Origin of the sequence: Telmatobacter bradus (genome assembly GCF_048629425.1) — a bacterium.
Taxonomy (GTDB): domain Bacteria; phylum Acidobacteriota; class Terriglobia; order Terriglobales; family Acidobacteriaceae; genus Telmatobacter; species Telmatobacter bradus.
Window position 1 is genome coordinate 3,868,603 of the sequence record NZ_CP184532.1, and the last position, 19,567, is coordinate 3,888,169.

Here is a 19,567-nt window from a genome sequence, read left to right on the forward strand (position 1 = left end):
CAATGTGATTGAAGGTTTAGGTCTGGGGTCCGGTGGTTAGTTTTTTCCGGGCCGAAACTTGACGGTGTAAAAGATGCCGAGCAGCAGCAGCAGGGCGCCCCACCAGAGCGGCGCATGCAGCTCCTTCAGGGCAACGTCCGCCAGATTTCCGGTAGTCACTTCATACAGGCCGTAGCTGAAGATCAGAATGCCGTAGGCCAGCAGTAGCACGCCAATAAAAAACCAGATGGGAATCTTGGAACCATGCATATTCAGTGATCCTTTCTTAGAGCGGTTCTCCAATAGGTCTAGCCCTTGTGAGAGCGTGCAGGGTGGCTTTTTCTTGAGGAAAAAACCACTCAGTTGCAGGGGCTTCGGTATACAGCAATTGGAGAACCGCTATAGCATGTGCTACCAGAAGATGATGTTGAGGGCGGCAAAGATCACCACCACGATCAGAGCCCAGGTGTACTCGCTCTTGAACCACGGCACCGGATCTTCCTTGGGCAGCTTGGTCGCGCCGTAGACCAGCCCGTTCAGTTCAGCCTCTGGTCGTGGCTTGGTGAACAGGCTGACCACAAAGATCACGATGGCGGAGAACAGGAAGGCCCAGAGCGCACGGAAGACGTTTTCGGCCATCGGCTTGGCGTCGGGCGAAAGTGCCACGCTGGCCAGCGCCGCTGGTGTTAGCTTGACCCACATAAACAGGCTGGCTGAGAAGACAATGCCCGTCAGCAGACCGATGAATCCGGCTACCTTGGTGGCGCGCTTCCAGAACATACCGAAGAGGATGGCGGCTAGCAGCGGAGCAATGAAGATGGAGAAGAGCGCCTGCACGTAGTCCATGATGCCGTGGGCGCGCATCACCAGATAGGCTGCGCCAATCGAGATGGCCACGCCAATCAGAATAGATAGGCGACCCACCAGCACGTAGTGCGCATCCGTGGCCTTCTTGTTGATCAGAGCTTTGTAGATGTCGTAGGTCCACACGGTGGAGAAGGCGCTCACATTGCCGGCCATGCCGCTCATAAAGCCGGCGATCAGCGCGGTGATGCCCAGGCCCAGCAGGCCCGGTCCAAGGTAGCGGACCATCATCAGGGGGAGGGCCTGATTGTAACTGTGCAACTCGGAGTCGGGTCCGCCAGCCAGCACCTTCTGCTGTGCGCCCACCGAGAGCGAGCTCTTGGCCATGGCCGCCTGGCAGACGGATACATTGGCCACGTGGCCTGTGCTGTTCATGGCGCAAGCTGCCACCACGTCTTCGCCTACCAGTTCGCGGCGCGAGCCATCGCCATTCTGCAACAGAACCAGGCCGAGCAGGCCGGGCAGAATCACGATGAACGGCGTAGCCATCTTGAAGAACGAGGCGATGATGGGAGCCATGCGTGCGGCGCGCAGATTGTGCGCCGCCAGTACGCGCTGGACCACCAGAAAATCGGTGGTCCAGTAGCCAAAGCTGATCACAAAACCGAGTCCGAAGACGATGCCGCTCCAGTGCACGCCCATGGGGTTGGCGCTAAAGCTGCCCAGATCACGCCACAGGTGGAAGTAGCTGTCGCCAGCCACGCCTCCGGTCATGGTCTGCATGTTGTGAATGATCTGCCGCTTCAGCCCGTCCACGCCACCGGCCTGAACCAAGCCGAGGATAGGAACCAACAGTGCGCCGCCCCAGATGAGGACGAACTGCAGAACTTCATTGAAGATGGCAGAGCGCAGACCGCCCAGGCCTACATACAGGGCTACAGCGATGGAGCTGACGAAGATGGAGAAGGTGATGTCCCAGCCGAGAACGACCTTCATGACCACGGCCATGGCGAACATGTTCACGCCGCTCATCAGAACCATTTCAACGGCGAACGAGACGGCGGCCACGGTGGATGCGCCACGGCCATAACGCAGATCAAGATAGCCAGGCACCGAGTGGGTTTTGGAGACGTAATAGAACGGCATCATGACCAGGCCTAGGAAGACCATGGCGGGAATGGCGCCAATCCAGTACCAGTGGGTAGCCAGAATGCCGTATTGATAGGCGGATCCGGCCCAACCCATCAGCTCCAGCGAGCCGAGGTTGGCCGAAACAAAGCTGAGGCCGGCGATCCAGGCCGTCATTTCACGACCGGCCATGAAGAACTCTTCGCTGGTGTTGGACTGGCCCTTCAGATAGAAGCCGATCCAGATGACCATGACAAAGTAGATCGCGATGACGGCGATGTCGAGCGGACGCAGATGCGCCAAAGGCTCGGCGCTGAGGGCAAGCAGTACCGGCAGTTTACCGGCGGCAAAAGTAGCGGGAACCAATCCGAACATTATGTCACCTTGCGGAGCGTGGATGCGCCGGAAGTCCGGCGAATGATTTGCCCATAAGTAAATTGTTTTACTGCTACGTTTGTCAAGCAGGAAGCAGCAGCAATGCTTCTTGCAGGCCAGGGTTTTTCTGCCGGGGCCCATGCCGCTGGCCAGAGGCGGAAGGAAGTGCGGGTAAAACGGGTAAGCGTTTACCGACGGAAGTGTAGCACAACGGACCCTGCTGTGAACAAGTAGATGAAAAAAACAGAGGACAAGCGCGCAAGGAGAGAAGCGGGCCATGGGGATAAGGTGAAAGCGTTGTGTGCGATGCTGACATCTGTAGTGTCGTTTCACAAGGCTCCAGAGAACGATTCCCCGGAAGCATCATGAATCCGGAAAATCAAAGCCTGGGATGTTTGGGTACCCCCGCAGAAGAAGAGGATCTTGCGGTAGAAAAGCAAAAGGCCTTCTTGCGAAGGCCTTTTGTGGGTTGGCTGTTGGGGGTGCTACTGGGAGAGGAAACCTTCATTGCCCAGAATGCGGTAAAGGGTGGAGCGACTGATCTGAAGCTGACGGGCGGCACGCAGTTTGTTGCCGCGGTTCAGGTCCAGCACATACTGCACATGATGACGGATCACGGCGTCGAGCGAGAGATTGCCCGGCTGAGCCGCCTGTGGAGATTCCATCATGGGTTGTGGGGCCTCGGCCGGCAGAGCCAGGTCGGCAGCCTGGATGATGCCATTGGAGGCTTCGAGCAGGGCGGTTTCCAGCACGCTCGAAAGTTCCCGTACGTTGCCCGGCCAGTTGTGCTGCAGCAGGCGCGCCAGTGCGCCGGGGCCCAGCACGACGGGTCGCTGTTGATAGCGGGCGCAGATGCGGTCCAGCAGAGCCTGGGCAAGCGGCGCAATATCTTCGCGGCGCTGTCGAAGCGGCGGGACGGCAAAGCGGATGGCGGTCAGACGGAAGGCGAGGTCGGGCAAAAGCAGGCCCTGGCCGGCCATCTGGCGCAACGGTGTCTGTGAGCTTGCAATCAGCACGGCGCGGCCCGGCGGACGATCCTGTAACGCCTTCAAAACGCCTAGCAGTAGACCCTGACCGGGAGGAGCCAGAAGATCCACGCGGTCCAGGTAGGTGAAGCCGGAGAGGGTGGCAGGATCAGCATCGGTGGCAAGCCATTCACGGGCGTCTCGGCGCTGGAAGCTGACCTCGGCCAGCGGAGAGCGCTTGAAAAGGTAGCGTGCAAGAGTGTGTTTGCCGCTCCCATGTTCACCTTCAAGGGCTGCAACCTGGAGATATGGGGCTACCATCTCCGCTTGCATCAATAACTTACGCCAAGATGCGCTGACCCCGACAACATGCACCGACGGGGAGGCCTCTGTCTCAACCAGACTTAGTCCGGAAACAGGTGGCTGAAGGGGATAGGGTGCGGCGCTCTGTATAGATCTCAACTTCTGTCGCCTCCGTGGCCCCTTGTAGCTTCCCAGGGCCTACGGTGCATTCATCGGCGGCTCTGCAAAAAACATGAACAGGAATGAAACAGTCATCTCCTTGGTAACGTGACTATGAAATCCAAAGGGCTGAAGCCAGGCAACTGACGCCGTCGTATACTCAAGTTATTGCCTGCAAAGGCTGCGTATCCAGCTTATACAGCCCGAGTTGCCATTTTGGAACCAAATCTGCGATGTATCCCGTTGGATGGTTCGAGGAGTGTTTGATCTGCAGTTGAACAAAGTAACCAAGTGTTGGCTGTATGGATTGTGGCTGGTGATCATTGCCGGCTTTGCCGCCGTGCACGCCCTGCATCTGCGGGCGGATTTTCCCAACTATTCCCACTGGTTTTCCGATTGGGCCAAGTACACCGATGAGGGCTGGTACGGCGCGGCCGCCATCCGGGCCCATCTGTTCGGTAACTGGTATCACCCCGGCGACCTGAACACGGCCGTGGCGCTACCGGTCTGGCCATTCCTGGAGTGGGTGCTGTTCTTCTTTACCGGAGTCACAGTGGAGGCGGCGCGTGGTCTGGCGATCTTCTTCTTCTTTGTGAACACGGTTCTGGTCTATCTACTGATGCGCCATCGTGCGCCGCGCTGGGCCGGAATGCTGGCCGTTACCCTGATGGTGACCAGCCCGTTCTATTACTGCTTCAGCCGGCTGGCCATTCTGGAGCCTTCGCTGACCTGCTGGCTGTTGTTGGCCCTGAATCTGGCCGTGCGGCTGAAGCGTTTCTCGCGGCCTCTGCTGGGTGGAGCGCTACTGGGCGTGTTGTTTGCCGTGATGATGCTGACCAAGACCACGGCGGTGTTTCTGGTGCCGGCCCTGGCCTGGGCGGCGGCCCGTACCCTGTGGCCCGACTGGAAAAAGATCCTGCGCACCGCAGCCGCTACGGCGGGAATGGCAGCTTTGATCTATGGCAGTTGGCTGGCGCTGGTGAAACGCGCCGGATTGATGGAGGACTATCACTATCTGTTTTTCATCAATAAATATCCCAAACCGCGGGAGTTCTACTGGCCTCTGGTCAGCTTCGGTTGGTCCTTCCATGGTGGTCTGTGGCTGGGACGGGTGCTCTTCGTCATGGCCGTGCTGGTGCTGCTGGGAGCCATTGCCGCCCGCAAGCGCGTCTGGGGCTATGGCCTGCTGACGGATCCGGTCTTTGGCGCTTCGGTGTTGACGTGCGCTGGTTACATCGGCTTCATGGCCTACCAGAATCATCCCCAGCCGCGCTATTTTGTGGTGGTTGCCCTGTTTGCCTTCATTCTGGTGGCGCAAGGGGCGGCGGCCTTGCTCGATGATTGCTATGGCAAGGGCGGAAAGCGGCGGCACAAGCTGGGCCTGGTGGTGATTGCGGTGGTGATTGCCGTAACGCTGAATGGCGCAGTGTGGATTGGCCGTTTTACGCTGAACCCCAGCTATACCTTTGCCCAGGCGACGGACCAGTTGACCCGCTACATTGACGAGCATCCCAACGGCAAGCGTTTGTTGCTGTCGATCAGCGACGATGAAATCACCCTGATGACCCATCTGCCGGGAATCTGCGATGACTTTGGCACGCGTGAGCTGGTGACGCGTACGGCGGAGGAGAAGCCGGGCTGGTATGCGGCATGGAATGATCTGGATCCGGGCACGCTTGAAGATCTGCACATCCATTATTCGCTCGAACAGGTGGCCGACTTCCCAGCTTACGACGATCCGGATCGTAACCACCTCGTGCTGTTCAAGCTGCATCCGCTGTCCACGCCGCGCGATTATAACGGCGGTGATCTGCGCAATCCGCTGCCGGATGACAAAATCCTGGTCGACATCGAATAGCAATTCCGCTGCAATTCCTCCTTGGAGCGGATCGCTCCAAAAGCAAAGCCCGGCTAACCGCCGGGCTTTTTTCGTTGACAATCCATCCTTGCTGCTGAAAGGCTAGGCATCAATTTGGTTTGGCCTGCGGTCTGACCACTGTGCAAGTTGAAAAACTCCATCCGAAGGTGCCGCGTCTAGCAATAATTTCCATGTGACTGCAATCACGCCCCGTCGTCTTCAGTGGATGGTAGATTTCCGATGACAAATTTCCCGAGATTTTGAGGTCGCGTTCCAGCCGTGCGAATACGGCACTAACCAGCAGTGGGAGGATCTGTGACAATACTGAATTGGATGAAGTCCTTTCTGAAGATGCGGCATATGGCCGTAGCGGCCCTATTGGGCCTTATGCTACCCACACTTGCCAACGCGCAGGAGGCGGGTGGTGAAGCCAGTCTGAAGCTTCCGGATCTGTCGGTCGTGCAGCATTTCGGCTTGAGCGGACCAACCCTGCTGATGATCGGGCTTCTTTTTTGCGTCGGCGGCCTGTTGTTTGGTCTGACGATCTTCGTGCAGTTGAAGAACCTTCCGGTTCATAAATCCATGCGCGAAATGTCCGAGCTGATCTATGAAACCTGTAAAACCTATCTGGTGACACAGGGCAAGTTCATTCTGCTGCTCTGGGTATTCATCGCAGTCATCATCTCGCTCTATTTTGGCCTGTTGGCACCGGTGGGAAATGTCGCAGTTACGCTTCCCATCATCCTGCTGTTCAGCTTGGTTGGCATTGCCGGCAGCTACGGCGTTGCGTGGTTTGGCATTCGCGTCAACACCTTCGCCAATTCTCGCGTGGCATTTGCGGGATTGAAGGGCAAGCCCTATCCGCTGTTCGCGATTCCGCTGAAGGCCGGCATGAGCGTGGGCATGATGCTGATCTCGGTTGAGCTTCTGATCATGCTCTTCATCCTCCTGTTCGTTCCCAAGGAGTATGCGGGACCCTGCTTCATCGGCTTCGCCATTGGTGAGAGTCTGGGCGCGGCTGCCCTGCGTATTGCCGGCGGCATCTTCACCAAGATTGCCGACATTGGTTCCGATTTGATGAAGATCGTCTTCAAAATCAAGGAAGACGATGCGCGTAACCCGGGTGTGATTGCTGATTGCACCGGAGACAACGCGGGCGATTCGGTTGGACCCTCGGCCGATGGCTTTGAAACCTACGGCGTCACTGGCGTGGCTCTGATTACCTTCATCCTGCTGGCTGTTAAGAGCCCTGCAACGCAGGCTGAACTGCTGGTCTGGATCTTCGTGATGCGCGTGGCCATGCTGATCTCCAGCTCGATCGCTTACTTCCTGAATGGCGCAATTGCCAAGATGAAGTACGCCCACTCTGACGATATGGACTTTGAATCGCCGTTGACCTCGCTGGTCTGGATCACGTCGATCATCTCCATTCTTCTGACTTACGTCGTCACCTACCTCATGCTTCCGAGCCTGAACGGTGATACCACCCTGTGGTGGAAGCTAGCTTCCATCATCTCCTGCGGCACACTGGCCGGCGCACTCATCCCCGAACTGGTGAAGGTCTTCACTTCCACCAACTCGGCCCACGTGCAGGAAGTCGTTACTTCGTCGAAGGAAGGCGGAGCCTCGCTGGGAATTCTGTCGGGTCTGGTCGCTGGTAACATGTCGGCCTACTGGCTGGGTTTGAGCATGGTCGCTCTCATGGGCCTGGGCTATTACTTCAGCATGCTCGGCGGTTCCATGGACCTGCTCATGCTGGCTCCTGCGGTCTTCGCCTTTGGTTTGGTCGCCTTCGGCTTCCTGGGCATGGGACCGGTCACCATCGCCGTCGATTCCTACGGCCCGGTTACCGACAATGCCCAGTCGGTCTATGAACTCTCGCTGATCGAGACCATTCCTGGCATCGAAGCCGAGCTAAAGAAGGACTTTGGCATCGATGCCAAGTTCGAGCGCGCCAAGTACCTGCTGGAAGCCAACGACGGTGCCGGCAATACCTTCAAGGCAACCGCCAAGCCGGTGCTGATTGGAACCGCCGTGGTGGGAGCAACCACCATGACCTTCTCCATCATCATGGCCCTTACCCACGGACTGACCGTCAACGTTGAAAAGCTCTCGCTGCTGCACGCGCCCTTCATGTTGGGCCTGATCTGCGGCGGCGCCGTCATCTACTGGTTCACCGGCGCTTCCATGCAGGCTGTCACCACTGGCGCTTACCGCGCGGTGGAGTTCATCAAGGCCAACATCAAGCTGGAGGGCGTTGAGAAGGCTTCGGTCACCGATAGCAAAAAAGTGGTTGAAATCTGCACCAAGTACGCGCAGAAGGGCATGTTCAACATCTTCCTGGCAGTCTTCTTTGCCACCCTCTCCTTCGCGTTCATGGAGCCGTTCCTGTTCATCGGCTACCTGTTCTCGCTGGCCATCTTCGGTTTGTACCAGGCCATCTTCATGGCCAACGCCGGTGGTGCATGGGATAACGCCAAGAAGGTTGTTGAAGTTGACCTGAAGATGAAGGGCACACCACTGCATGATGCCTGCGTGATTGGCGATACGGTGGGCGATCCCTTCAAGGACACCAGCTCGGTGGCGATGAACCCGATCATCAAGTTCGCCACTTTGTTTGGTCTGCTGGCCGTGGAACTGGCCGTGACCCTGACGGCCTCCAATCCGATTCTGGCCCACGTGCTGACGGTGATCTTTTTCCTGATCTCTGCCTTCTTCGTGTGGAAGTCGTTCTACGGCATGCGCATCGAAACCAAGCAGGCCGAGTAAGTTTTACCCCGGCTCTGTCCCGTTGACTGCAACCACAGCAACGGGGCTCTGGCCGGACCAGAGTTTTCAACCTGGCCCGACTGGCGGGCACAATACGCGGCGGTGGTTCAGTGCGTCCAGCACAAACCACCGCCGCGTTTTTGCGTTGGTTGAAGCGGAGTGCAGGAGAGGATTGGCAAACTTTGCCAATCGAGCTATGCTCCTTGCTAGAGAGGTGCCTGCATGCCCACCCGGAACATCAATTTGACCGACGAACTGGACCGTTTTGTGGCCGAAAAAGTGGAAAGCGGAAAGTACGCCAACGCCAGCGAGGTGATGCGGGCCGCCCTGCGCTCGCTTGAACGTGCTGAACGCGAGTACGAGGTCAAGCTGGAGGCTTTGCGCAAGGCCATCGCAGAGGGCGATGCCAGCGGGGATGCTGAACCCGGCGTCTTTGAGCGGCTGGAAGCGTATATTGAGGAACTGGCTACAGAAAAGAGAGCCAGCGTTGCCTGAATACATCGTCTCCAAAGCCGCCGTTGCTGATCTGCGAGCAGTGACGCGCTACACGGTGGAGTATTGGAATGAGGAGCAGGCCAGAAGATACATTGCCAGCCTGCGCATGTGCTTTCAAAAATAGGCGAAATCCCCTGAAATGGGCAGAACGTGCGAGTGGATCAGCCCGGGGCTGCGTCGGCACGAATCCGGTAGCCATGTGATCTTCTATCGGTTGCGGCCAAGCGGAATCCGCATCACCCGCGTCCTACACCAGCAGATGCTGCCCGAGGATGAGGACTTTGTAGGCTGGCCTGCGAGGCTGGCCAGCGGATCCTTCTGTTTCCTCAACGACTTCAGGAGCTTTCAGTAGAAGAAAGCCCGGTTTCGTGGAATCGCACGAAAATGCGAGCAACTACAAGATGTTGTGGTTTTTGGTTGACTTTATCTATAGATAGCGTTATTTTTCCCTTGCGGACATTCATGCCACGCAATTTTGAATGGCGATATGCAGAGTCGTCGTTCAAAACAGACTTACGGGATTTCTTCTTGTCCCCCTTTTTTCGTTGCGCACCAGACAGGGCTTTGACCTTCCACGCGTTGTGGCGCTGGGGGAAGCGTCCGTCCGACTAATTTTTCTTCTTGTGAGGATTCGAATGAACGAAGCACCCTTGAAGACTTCGACCGTCGCCCAACAGGACTCTTTGAGCCAGCGCGGATTGAGCTTTAGCCGTCACTTTTCGACCGAGGGCGTTTCGCCCTATGACGAGGTCGTCTGGGAGCGCCGCACGGCACTGATTACCGACGCCAAAGGAAACACCATCTTCGAGCAGAAGGACGTGGAGATTCCCTCCGACTGGTCGATGACGGCCACCAACATTGTGGCTAGTAAGTACCTGCATGGCACTCTGGAGACGCCGCAGCGGGAGACGGGCGTGCGTCAGTTGGTGGCCCGCGTGGCGGAGACCATCTGCATCTGGGGCGTGAAGGGCGGCTACTTTGCAAGTCGGCTCGACGCTCAGGTCTTCCACGATGAGCTGGTGCATATGTTGTTGACGCAGAAGGCTGCTTTCAACTCGCCGGTGTGGTTCAACGTGGGGTGTGAGCGTCTGGAACCCGAGGCGGACGGCCAGAACTGGCACTGGGACGCGGCTACCGGCGGCGTGGAGTTTTCCGCCACCGGCTACAGGAATCCGCAGTGTTCTGCTTGCTTCATCAATTCAGTCGATGATTCGCTGGACTCGATTCTGTCGCTCGCCAAGACCGAGGGCATGCTCTTCAAGTGGGGATCGGGTACGGGCACCAACCTGTCGTCGATCCGCGGCTCCATGGAGAATCTTTCAGGCGGAGGGCAGGCCTCGGGGCCACTCAGCTTCATGCGCGGCTTTGACGCTTTTGCGGGCGTCATCAAGAGTGGAGGCAAGACGCGCCGCGCTGCCAAGATGGTGATTCTGAACTCCGACCATCCCGACATTCTGGAGTTTATCGAGTGCAAGGCGAAGGAAGAGGCCAAGGCCTTTGCGCTGATTCGTCAGGGCTACGACGGCTCGGGCCCCGACTCCGAGGCATTCTCATCGATCTTCTTCCAGAACGCCAACAATTCGGTGCGGGTGAGCGACGAGTTCATGCGCGCCTGCGAGGCCGATGGCGACTTTACCACCTATACGGTGAACGGCCATGAGCCGGTGAAGAGCTATAAGGCCCGCGAGATCATGCACAAGATTGCCGAGGCCACTTGGTTGTGCGGCGATCCGGGCATGCAGTTCGACACCACCATTAACAAGTGGCACACCAGCAAGAACACGGCCCGCATCAATGCCTCCAACCCTTGCTCGGAGTACATGTTTCTGGACAACTCGGCCTGCAATCTGGCCAGCTTCAATCTGATGAAGTTCGTTACTCCGGCGGGCGTCTTCGATATTGCCGCTTATCGCCACGCCGTTTCGGTGCTGATTACCGCCATGGAAATTTTGGTGGACAATTCGGGCTATCCGACCGAGCTGATCGCCCGCAATTCGCATGATTATCGTCCGCTGGGCTTGGGCTATGCGAATCTGGGCGCGCTGCTGATGGCCTTTGGCCTGCCGTATGATTCGGAGGCTGGCCGCGATCTGGCCGCGGCGCTGACCGCCATCCTGTGCGGGCAGTCGTACCTGCAGTCGTCGATGATTGCCGCACATTGTCCGCCGATTGCTTCAGCCACCCCGCTGACGGCTTCGACGGAGCGTGAGGGCGGAGCCTGCCCCGGCTATTCCGTGAACCGCGAGCCCTTTCTCGACGTGATCCGCATGCACCGCGCCGAGGTGAACAACATTGGCAAGTCGCGGCAGATGGCTGAGTCCTTCCACGTTCCGCAGCTGGACGCTCTGATCGATGCCAGTCGCGAGTGTTGGGATGTGGCGCTGGCCTGCGGTGAAAAGCACGGCTACCGCAACGCGCAGGTTACGGTGCTGGCTCCCACGGGAACCATCGGCTTCATGATGGACTGCGACACGACCGGTATTGAGCCCGATCTGGCCCTGGTGAAGTACAAAAAGCTGGTGGGCGGCGGCATGATCAAGATCGTGAACAATACCGTGCCTTCGGCGCTTTTCAAGCTGGGCTATTCGAATGAAGAGGTCGATGCGATTGTCAGCTACATCGATGCGACGGGCACGATTGAGGGCGCGCCCGGCATTCGCGAGGAGCATCTGGCGGTTTTCGATTGCAGCTTCAAGCCGGCCAAGGGCACGCGCTCGATCCAGGCCATGGGCCACATCAAGATGATGGCCGCTACGCAGCCGTTCCTGTCCGGAGCGATCTCCAAGACGGTGAACCTGCCGAACGATGCGACGGTGGAGGACGTGGCCAACGCCTACACCGAAAGCTGGCGTCGTGGCATCAAGGCTGTGGCCATCTATCGCGACGGATCGAAGGGCACGCAGCCGCTGAATACGAGTATGGATGAAAAGAAGGAGCCCTCGGCGCTGGAGGCAGTGGCAGCCCGTGCGTTGAGTGCGCTGGCGGCTGGCCAGCCCGTTGCCGAGGCCGATCGGCAAGCCCTGGAAGCCAAGCCCGCCGAGAAGGTGGAAGTGACAGCCAAGCAGGTGGCTGCCGCTGCCAGCGCCTTCCAGGATGCTTTGGAGGAGATTGCCCGCGCTGCGCAGGTTCCGTTGCTGGAGGCCAAGCCGGTAGCCCGCGCGGAGGCGCAGGATCTGAACGCGCCGCCGCGTGCCGTGCGTCATCGCCTGCCGGAGGAGCGTGCGTCCATCACGCACAAGTTCTCCATTGCTGGCCATGAGGGCTACATCACGGTGGGGCTCTACCCCAGCGGCCAACCGGGCGAAATCTTCATCAAGATGGCCAAGGAAGGCTCCACCGTCAGCGGCCTGATGGACGCTTTTGCCACCTCAATTTCGCTGGCGCTGCAGCACGGCGTTCCGCTCAAGGTGCTCTGCGAGAAGTTTGCCCACACCCGCTTCGAGCCCTCGGGCTGGACCGGCAACGAGCAGATTGGCTACGCCAAGAGCCTGATGGACTACCTCTTCCGCTGGCTGAATCTGCGCTTCCTGTCAGGTGAGCAGTTGGCGCTGTTTGCCGGTCTGGCGTCAAAGGCTCCGCAACTGCCCGCAGCGCCCAGCATGATCGACAATGAAACGGACGCTTCACTGACGCAGCTGGAAAAGCTGGCCGAGGAAGTGGCCCGGCGCATTCAGCAGGTGAGCCATCCGGCGGGGGGCGGCATTGCTCCCGAGGCCAAGGCCGCAGGGCAGCCGAGCAAGGCCAGTGCGCCCAGCCTGCAGGATCGCGGCATCTATCACGCCACCGATGCCATGCGTGAGATGTATGAGATGGGCGACGCTCCCAGTTGTTCAGAGTGCGGAGCCATCATGGTGCGCAACGGCAGTTGCTACCGCTGCATGAGCTGTGGCTCAACTAGTGGATGCTCCTAGAGTTTGGCGGAGATCTCCTCCGCCAAACTCTGTGTCCCCCTCTTTTTTATGGAGCAGAAATTCGCGTACCTCGAGGAGAGTTTATACGCGGATTCCCGGGGGAAGATTATTTATGACGGCTGAAATCAAAGTCCTGATGGCAGGTTTTGCATACGACTTCGTTCGTCTTGTGCCCGTGATGACAGTCCGTGCACTCAACGGAATTCATCTTTACTAAGTGGTTGGCATGTGGGTTCGGCTTCATGTCCTGTGTTCGTTCGGAAACGGCTTTGAACGACTCATGGCACTCAAGGCATTTATCGGCTTCAACGGGAGCTTTTTTGCCGGTGCCATGGCAGGCTTCGCAACCAAGACCGGCTTTGATGTGCAGCTGTGAGGTGTAGGGCTTACCCTGCGCATCCTGTGTGGCGCCTGGCTTGTCCTGGGCAACAAGGATCGTTGCAAAACACAGCGAGAAGGCAAGCAGTTGAAAGAAAGTTTTCATACGCAAAATTGACTCCAGAGTGGCTTCCATCTTCGCTCTGACTTCAAGGAACAGGGAAGGCAGCAAAGAGCGGGTTGAAGAATGTGAAAGCGGCCATCTGTACGGAAATGACGCGCTATTGAAGGAAGAGAAACCTGGCGCCGTAGTCGTTCTAGACCAACGGAGTCCGTACGCTCTTTGAGCGCCTTTCAGGGTGTCTCTTTCTGAATGTAAAGACACCCTGAGAGCCTTCCTTCGCTCTACAGCAATTCCGGCGAGGCCTTAGGCTTTGGCAGCTTGTTCACCAGCAAGGCGTCCAAAGGTCAGAGCGGTTCCGTGGCTAACGCCTGCAACCGACATGGCGTAATCGGCCGAGAAGCGGCATCCCATGGCGTTGCCTGCGGCAAACAGGCCCGGAATCGGCTCAAAATCGTTGTCGCAAACCTGGCAATCCTTGGTTACGACCAGACCACCCATGACCACGAGCAGTGCCTGACCGGTAGGTCCACCGTAGAACGGAGCCTTCAGAATTGGGTACATACGGTCGGCACGCTTGTAGTAGTCCGTGTCTTTGCCCGCACGAGCCAGTTCGTTGTAGCGCTTGACCGTGGCTACGAAGTTATCAACCGGCAATCCTAGCTGACGCGCCAGATCCTCCAGCGTGTCGGCCTTTTTGGCCATGCCCATGACCTTATTTTCATAGGCGACCGAGGTCCATCCGCCGTTGCCGAATGAGGCCGCATTGGCCTTCGAGAGCGCGCTCAAATCTCCATGGCTGATGCCCTGATTGGAGAGCTGATCGGGCCAGTTGGTGTCGAAGATCTGAAATGCCTGCATCTTGGGCTGACGCTCGATGGCGTTGGTAAAATTCTGACCATCGTTGTCTTCATTCATGAAGCGTTGACCACGCACATTCACCAGCAAGAAAGCGTCGTCGCCGAGCGGTCCGCCCACGCTGTGGCTGACCGGTGCGTGAGGACCATGCTCCATCTGCGCGCCGATCCACATGCCCATCTTGTGACCGTCGCCCGTGTTGGCCGGCTTGTGCCATGCGTCTTTGTTGGGGTAGATCGAATGAGGATAGATGTCTGCCGCTGCGGTGCAGTACTTTTTCAGCATCGCACGATCATTGCTGTAATCGCCCGTGCAGAGCACAACGCTCTTGTTGGCCACGTACTTGATGTAGTTGCCAGCCTTGTCCTGGGCGATCACGCCGGTCACGCGTCCTTGCTTGTTTGGACGAGTCAGCTGACAGGCGCGGGTGGAGAAGGAGAACTGGGCTCCCATGGCTACGCACTTGTCATAGACAGCCGTCAGGGCATTGCCCATATCCGGCAGTATCTGGTGTACGACCGAGTAAATCTTGTAATGCTCCTTCGCAGCATCGTATGCCTTCGGATGTGGCCAGTGAGGCATACGCACATAGACATCTGTCGTATCTTCCGGGATTACAGCCGATTCGTCCACCAGCTTGTAATTCGGAACCAGGCTGAGCCACCAGTCAAGAGCTGCGCCGCTGTTCTCTGCCCAGTGACGCCACAGATCAGCGCTGGTGCGGTTGTGGTAGTAGTCCTGAATTGTGGTAACGACCTCGGCCGCATCGTATGTGACACCCAGCTTCTTCTGGATCGAGGAGTTCAGCACGCCCACGTCGGAGCTGCGATAGACAATCCCCTTGGACTTTTCAATCACAGCAACCTTGGCACCGCCCTCCAAGGCAGCGCGCGTTGCACTCAAGCCAGAAAGAGCAGAACCGATCACGACTACATCGACCGTGACGGTCTTGCTGATCTTGCTGTCGGGAATAAGCTCTGGTGCAGTCTCCCAGTCCTCCTGGCACGGAGCTGGGGTCTGCGCCAGCACAGATTGTGCACCGCCAAGACCCGCTGCGCCGGCAACTGCACCGGCAAGAATCGAACCCTTCAAGAAAGTGCGCCGACTGGCCTGCATCTTTTCTTCTTCGTTCTGCTTGGACATCGTAGCCTCCTGTACTGCAAATCCACACTTCATAGCCCCTGTCGAACCAAAAGCGTCGACCAGGCACATGATGCACGATGCAATTCTTTGTGCACGCGAAAGACCAAATGGGGAGGGCGGATGAAAGTTTTTTATCTGAATGTTTTCAATGCATAAGGGATTTTCCACAGGGAGATAGCTTGGCAGTGCATCAGTACTTTGCTTATAGTGCCGATAGTCTCTAGACGGTTTCGTTGATTTCGTTGTTTATGGAGTTTGCAGGACCAGCCTAGCTCGCTTTTCTCTTTCCCATCTTCCTGCAGAGGTAGCTTCTTGCAACCCATCCAGAACTTCGTCCCTGACACAAATCCCACACGCTACAACGCACTGTTGAATATTCTTCAGATCATCTCAAGGGAACGTGATGCCAAGTCGTTGGTCAGCTCACTGAAGACGCAGCTTCACGCTGTGCTTGAGTTCTGCTATTTCGACTTTGTGCTCTACAACGACGAGACGGATACGATCTCGATCATCTGTCCAGGGGAAGTTCCTGTGCTGCCCGAAGGTCATCACTTTCAGGATGGCCCGGGGATGTGGGTGTGGAAGAATCAGCGATCCTATGTGGTTACCTTCAAGCAATTGCAGACGGACTTTCCTGACTATGCTGTTCTGCGTGAGCACGAGCATCTGAAGATCTTCTGTACCGTTCCGCTCACTACGCTGCAAAAGCGTCTGGGGGTGTTGCACTTTGCCTCCACAAAACGCGAAGACCTCTTCGACCCCGAAGAGATCGAATTTATTGAACACATGGGGGCGCAGATTGCGATTGCGGTTGAGAATGTATTAAATTTTGAAAAATCGCGGGCGCTCGAAGAGAATCTGGCGCAGGAACGCAACCTGCTTCGTTGCTTGCTTGACGTAGCCAATGTTGCAACCGCAAAAATCAATCTCGAAGATCTTTTGCGCGATATGGTCAGCAAACTGCGCGAGATTACCGGCTGCAACTCAGTTGATTTTGCACTTGAAGAGGAAGATACCCGACAGCTGTACTTTCCCTTGCCTGCCACTGGTCGTCCGCAGCAAGCGTTGCGTCAGGCGCTCTCTGCACAGGATCAACCGTTGTCGCGTGTGATCTATGGAAACCAGACGCCCTGGCAGTTGACGGATCTGACTCGAAACGCCGCCTTCACACAGCTTTCACAGAGTCTTCTGGAAGTCGGCATTCAATCCATTTGTTCTGTTCCGATGGTGTCGCAAGGGCGCATGGTAGGTGCCGTGTACTACTTTTTTAAGGAGAAGAGTGTACTCGAAGAAGGCGAAGTCCGCATGATGACGGACCTCGTCCGGCAGATCACGCCCTCGATTGACAATGCCTGCGCGTATCGCCAGATTTCGCGTTTGCGAGATCAGGTCGCGGGCGAAAAACTCTGTCTTGAAGCCGACATAAATTCGGAATACAACTTCAACGAGATGATCGGAAACAGCTCTGCACTGCGCGCTGTTCTGTATCAGATTGAGGTTGTAGCCAAAAGCGATTCGACCGTGCTGATCCTGGGGGAAACCGGAACCGGAAAAGAGCTTGTTGCTCGACTCATCCACAAACTCAGTAACCGTAACGCGAACACTCTGCTCAAGGTCAACTGCTCTGCCATTCCTTCCGCCTTGCTGGAAAGCGAACTCTTTGGTCACGAGCGAGGTTCTTTTACAGGAGCCGTGTCCCGCAGGGTGGGCCGCATGGAGCTTGCCCATCGTGGCAGCCTCTTCCTCGATGAAGTAGGCGACATTCCCATCGAAATCCAGCCCAAGCTTTTGCGCGCGCTGCAGGAACATGAAGTGGAACGCATTGGCGGCACAGAGCCCATTCACGTGGATACGCGCATCATTGCTGCCACCAATCGCAACCTGAAAGAGATGGTAGCCCAGCAAACGTATCGCAGGGATCTTTTCTATCGCCTGAATGTTTTCCCCATCATCGTTCCCCCTCTACGCGAGCGGCTTGAAGATATTCCCATGCTGGCCTGGCATTTTACGAAAAAATATGCGCGCAAAATGAATCGTACAATTGACACGATTCCTACAGAAATCATGAATCAATTAATGGGCATGAGTTGGCCTGGAAACATTCGAGAGCTTGAAAATTTTATAGAGAGGGCCGTGCTTTTATCCCGCGATCCAGTGCTGAATGTTTCTGCAATCAATGCAAACTCGTCTTACAATCAAGAATTTTCCGAGGAGCAGAGTCCTGCGTTGGATGCTGAGGGAACCGCGAAAGCAGAGCGGGAGATGCTCGTCCGGGCGCTTGAGAAGACGGGCGGCAGGGTGGGTGGTCCACAGGGTGCGGCGGCCCAACTCGGCGTTCCATGTTCGACATTATTCTCGCATCTCAAACTGCTGGGCATTGACGCAGGAAAAATCCGTCAGACTGCGCGCATCAAGCGGCTCCAGAAGGTCATCGGGTAGTGCGCTCAATTCCTGATTCATGCTTCTTGGCCAGATCAGGAATTGAGTGCTCCTCGGAACAAAGCTGACCGTTACCATCCCGCTTGGCGCATATGTTCCAGAATGATGGTGGTGTAGTGGGCCTCGCGTTCCGGCTTACGCTTGAGCGGCGCGGGCAGCATGGCGGCCAACTGTGCTGCCTGCTGGCGGCCAAGGCTGCGGGCAGGGCAGTGGTACCAGGTGCGGCTGGCAGCCTCAGCGCCGTAAACGCCGGGTCCCCACTCCACCACATTTAGATACAGCTCTAGAATGCGTTTTTTGCCCAGCACCAGCTCCGCCACCGGAACTAGCGTGAACTCTGCCGCCTTGCGCACGTAGGAGCGGTGGGTGCCGAAGTAGAGATTTTTCACCAGTTGCTGGGTAATGGTGGACCCGCCGCGGGTTTTTCCGCCATCGATGTCATGTTCGGCGGCCAGTTCCATGGCATGCCAGTCAAAGCCATGATGCTCATAAAAGCGCCCGTCCTCGGCGGAGATGGCGGCATGTTGCAGGTTGGGCGAGATCTGGCTCATGGGCACAAATTCGTAGCGCTTCTGGTAGGGCTTGCCGTGGACAAAAGCCTGCAGACGGCGCTCCACATGCACGGCCGTGGTGGGCGGATCGATAAAGCGCAGGGCTACCAGCGAAAGCGCAGCCAGCAGCCAGAGCGAGGCAAGACCGATCGCCGACCAGCGCAGAACGCGCAGCCAGGGAATCCTATGCAGCAGAGGTTTGGGTTGTGCGGTTGGAAGGTTGTTCACACTCTAGGATACAAGTTGCTGCCGGGATCGGGAAGCTGCTTTCAGCCCTCAGCCCTCAGCTTATAGATAAGAAGCAGCCGTCAGCCCCACAGTTCTCCGCTTGAGAGTGGCCGCCTTTTCGCAAGAAGGACGGAAGGCTGTCTTTGCGTATTTGTAGGTTCCCGGGCCCAGGTTTTTATCTACAAGTTTCTTATCTATAAGCTGACAGCTGAAGGCTGCCTTCCGCTACTCCTGTGCGGCCACGCCAGTCGAGCGCTGGTTTTTGATGTCGCGTACGGGCGGCATGCCAAAGAAGCGGCTGTACTCACGGCTGAACTGGCTGGGGCTCTCGTAACCCACTTCATAGGCGGCGGTGGCCGCGTCCAGGCCTTCCATCAGCATGCGCACGCGGGCCGTATGCAGACGCAGTTGCTTCTGGTACTGTAGCGGACTCATGGAGGTGAGCGAGCGGAAGTGATGATGCAGCGTGGAAACGCCCATCTGCGCAATGCTGGCCAGCTCTTCGACCTTCAGGGGTTTGGAAAAATTCTCGCGCAGCCAAGCCACGGCGCGTGCGGTGCGGTTGCTCTGTTCTCCCAGTGTGACAATGGCGCGCAGATGACGGCCCTCGGGGCCGCGCAGAATACGGTAGAAGATTTCACGCTGGATCAGGCCGCTCAGGAAGGGAATGTCGTCGGGTGTTTCCAGCAGGTCCAGCAGGCGATGGCAGGCGGAGAGCAGCTCGGGCGTGGCCTGGCCCACCGTCATGCCGCGCGTGACTGTGCCGGAGTCGCTCAATTCGGGAAACTCCTCACGACTGATAATTTCACGCAGTGTGGGCATCTCCAGGTCGATCATCATGTTCAGCAGGGGATGGGCTTTGCTGGCTCTGGTCACCTGGCTGACGACGGGCAGATCGAGGGCGCTGATCAGAAAGTCGTGGGCCGTGCACACATGCGGCGTACCACCCAGATTGATGCGTTTTTCGCCCTGCACAAAGACAATCAGCTTGGGATCGTAGGCGGCGGAGTTGCATTCGGTTGGTTCGGAGCGGCGATAGAGGTTCAGGCCGGGAATAGTGGTTGCCTGCACGCCTTCCTCGGCGTTCAGATCGGCAATCCTCTGAGCTAGGCTGGAGCGCAGATCTTCAAAGCTCATTTTGCTGGAAATTTTAGAGATACCCT

The 19,567-nt window shown here is 57.3% G+C and carries 14 protein-coding genes; 7 read left to right on the forward strand and 7 right to left on the reverse strand.

Annotated features, from left to right (window positions below; translation table 11 throughout):
- Nucleotides 1–36 precede the first annotated feature (36 nt).
- The 3 genes from ACOBR2_RS15890 to ACOBR2_RS15900 all read right to left on the reverse strand — a co-directional run bounded on the left by ACOBR2_RS15890 (nucleotide 37) and on the right by ACOBR2_RS15900 (nucleotide 3,572).
- Nucleotides 37–249 carry a hypothetical protein gene (locus ACOBR2_RS15890; RefSeq protein WP_420237088.1) on the reverse strand — a complete coding sequence of 71 codons (213 nt, stop codon included), beginning with the start codon at nucleotides 247–249 and terminating at the stop codon, nucleotides 37–39.
- 141 nt (nucleotides 250–390) lie between these two features.
- On the reverse strand, nucleotides 391–2,286 hold the full coding sequence (locus tag ACOBR2_RS15895) for a sodium:solute symporter family transporter (RefSeq protein ID WP_420237089.1): 1,896 nt from the start codon (nucleotides 2,284–2,286) through the stop codon (nucleotides 391–393).
- Nucleotides 2,287–2,771: 485 nt separating this feature from the next.
- Entirely contained in the window at nucleotides 2,772–3,572 is an 801-nt protein-coding gene (locus ACOBR2_RS15900) for a helix-turn-helix domain-containing protein (RefSeq protein ID WP_420237090.1), read from the reverse strand.
- A 415-nt stretch (nucleotides 3,573–3,987) separates the two neighbouring features.
- On the opposite strand from ACOBR2_RS15900, the gene ACOBR2_RS15905 reads away from it, so the two are divergent.
- From ACOBR2_RS15905 to ACOBR2_RS15930, 6 genes are all read left to right on the forward strand, one after another.
- A complete protein-coding gene (locus tag ACOBR2_RS15905; protein WP_420237091.1) occupies nucleotides 3,988–5,571 on the forward strand; it encodes an ArnT family glycosyltransferase in 1,584 nt (527 codons plus the stop codon).
- A gap of 333 nt (nucleotides 5,572–5,904) precedes the next feature.
- Nucleotides 5,905–8,340, forward strand: a complete 2,436-nt coding sequence (locus tag ACOBR2_RS15910) for a sodium-translocating pyrophosphatase (protein ID WP_420237092.1) — start codon at nucleotides 5,905–5,907, stop codon at nucleotides 8,338–8,340.
- A 222-nt stretch (nucleotides 8,341–8,562) separates the two neighbouring features.
- Nucleotides 8,563–8,835, forward strand: coding sequence for a type II toxin-antitoxin system ParD family antitoxin (locus tag ACOBR2_RS15915; protein WP_420237093.1), 273 nt, complete (start codon nucleotides 8,563–8,565; stop codon nucleotides 8,833–8,835).
- A complete protein-coding gene (locus tag ACOBR2_RS15920; protein WP_420237094.1) occupies nucleotides 8,828–8,959 on the forward strand; it encodes a type II toxin-antitoxin system RelE/ParE family toxin in 132 nt (43 codons plus the stop codon). Before ACOBR2_RS15915 ends, ACOBR2_RS15920 begins: the two co-directional genes overlap by 8 nt.
- 15 nt (nucleotides 8,960–8,974) lie before the next feature.
- The gene (locus ACOBR2_RS15925) at nucleotides 8,975–9,187 is read left to right on the forward strand and encodes a type II toxin-antitoxin system RelE/ParE family toxin (protein WP_420237095.1); all 213 of its coding nucleotides are present in this window, start codon (nucleotides 8,975–8,977) and stop codon (nucleotides 9,185–9,187) included.
- Nucleotides 9,188–9,470: 283 nt separating this feature from the next.
- Complete coding sequence (locus tag ACOBR2_RS15930; protein WP_420237096.1) at nucleotides 9,471–12,746, forward strand: vitamin B12-dependent ribonucleotide reductase; 3,276 nt, start codon at nucleotides 9,471–9,473, stop codon at nucleotides 12,744–12,746.
- Nucleotides 12,747–12,852: 106 nt separating this feature from the next.
- Here ACOBR2_RS15930 and ACOBR2_RS15935 read toward each other — a convergent pair whose 3' ends face one another.
- Together ACOBR2_RS15935 and ACOBR2_RS15940 are read right to left on the reverse strand one after the other, a co-directional pair.
- The gene (locus ACOBR2_RS15935; protein WP_420237097.1) at nucleotides 12,853–13,260 is read right to left on the reverse strand and encodes a cytochrome c3 family protein; all 408 of its coding nucleotides are present in this window, start codon (nucleotides 13,258–13,260) and stop codon (nucleotides 12,853–12,855) included.
- Between the two features lie 231 nt (nucleotides 13,261–13,491).
- Nucleotides 13,492–15,186 carry an FAD-dependent oxidoreductase gene (locus tag ACOBR2_RS15940; protein ID WP_420237098.1) on the reverse strand — a complete coding sequence of 565 codons (1,695 nt, stop codon included), beginning with the start codon at nucleotides 15,184–15,186 and terminating at the stop codon, nucleotides 13,492–13,494.
- Between the two features lie 312 nt (nucleotides 15,187–15,498).
- On the opposite strand from ACOBR2_RS15940, the gene ACOBR2_RS15945 reads away from it, so the two are divergent.
- On the forward strand, nucleotides 15,499–17,625 hold the full coding sequence (locus tag ACOBR2_RS15945) for a sigma-54-dependent Fis family transcriptional regulator (RefSeq protein ID WP_420237099.1): 2,127 nt from the start codon (nucleotides 15,499–15,501) through the stop codon (nucleotides 17,623–17,625).
- A 71-nt stretch (nucleotides 17,626–17,696) separates the two neighbouring features.
- Here ACOBR2_RS15945 and mtgA read toward each other — a convergent pair whose 3' ends face one another.
- On the reverse strand, nucleotides 17,697–18,404 hold the full coding sequence (mtgA, locus tag ACOBR2_RS15950) for a monofunctional biosynthetic peptidoglycan transglycosylase (protein WP_420237100.1): 708 nt from the start codon (nucleotides 18,402–18,404) through the stop codon (nucleotides 17,697–17,699).
- A 225-nt stretch (nucleotides 18,405–18,629) separates the two neighbouring features.
- A complete protein-coding gene (locus ACOBR2_RS15955; protein ID WP_420237101.1) occupies nucleotides 18,630–19,541 on the reverse strand; it encodes an AraC family transcriptional regulator N-terminal domain-containing protein in 912 nt (303 codons plus the stop codon).
- Nucleotides 19,542–19,567: the final 26 nt, after the last annotated feature.

Coding starts and splice junctions, on each gene's coding strand:
- ACOBR2_RS15890 (WP_420237088.1), bottom strand. CDS start 249: ATGCATGGTTCCAAGATTCCCATCTGGTTTTTTATTGGCGTGCTACTG.
- ACOBR2_RS15895 (WP_420237089.1), bottom strand. CDS start 2,286: ATGTTCGGATTGGTTCCCGCTACTTTTGCCGCCGGTAAACTGCCGGTA.
- ACOBR2_RS15900 (WP_420237090.1), bottom strand. CDS start 3,572: ATGGTAGCCCCATATCTCCAGGTTGCAGCCCTTGAAGGTGAACATGGG.
- ACOBR2_RS15910 (WP_420237092.1), top strand. CDS start 5,905: ATGAAGTCCTTTCTGAAGATGCGGCATATGGCCGTAGCGGCCCTATTG.
- ACOBR2_RS15915 (WP_420237093.1), top strand. CDS start 8,563: ATGCCCACCCGGAACATCAATTTGACCGACGAACTGGACCGTTTTGTG.
- ACOBR2_RS15925 (WP_420237095.1), top strand. CDS start 8,975: ATGGGCAGAACGTGCGAGTGGATCAGCCCGGGGCTGCGTCGGCACGAA.
- ACOBR2_RS15930 (WP_420237096.1), top strand. CDS start 9,471: ATGAACGAAGCACCCTTGAAGACTTCGACCGTCGCCCAACAGGACTCT.
- ACOBR2_RS15935 (WP_420237097.1), bottom strand. CDS start 13,260: ATGGAAGCCACTCTGGAGTCAATTTTGCGTATGAAAACTTTCTTTCAA.
- ACOBR2_RS15940 (WP_420237098.1), bottom strand. CDS start 15,186: ATGTCCAAGCAGAACGAAGAAGAAAAGATGCAGGCCAGTCGGCGCACT.
- ACOBR2_RS15955 (WP_420237101.1), bottom strand. CDS start 19,541: ATGAGCTTTGAAGATCTGCGCTCCAGCCTAGCTCAGAGGATTGCCGAT.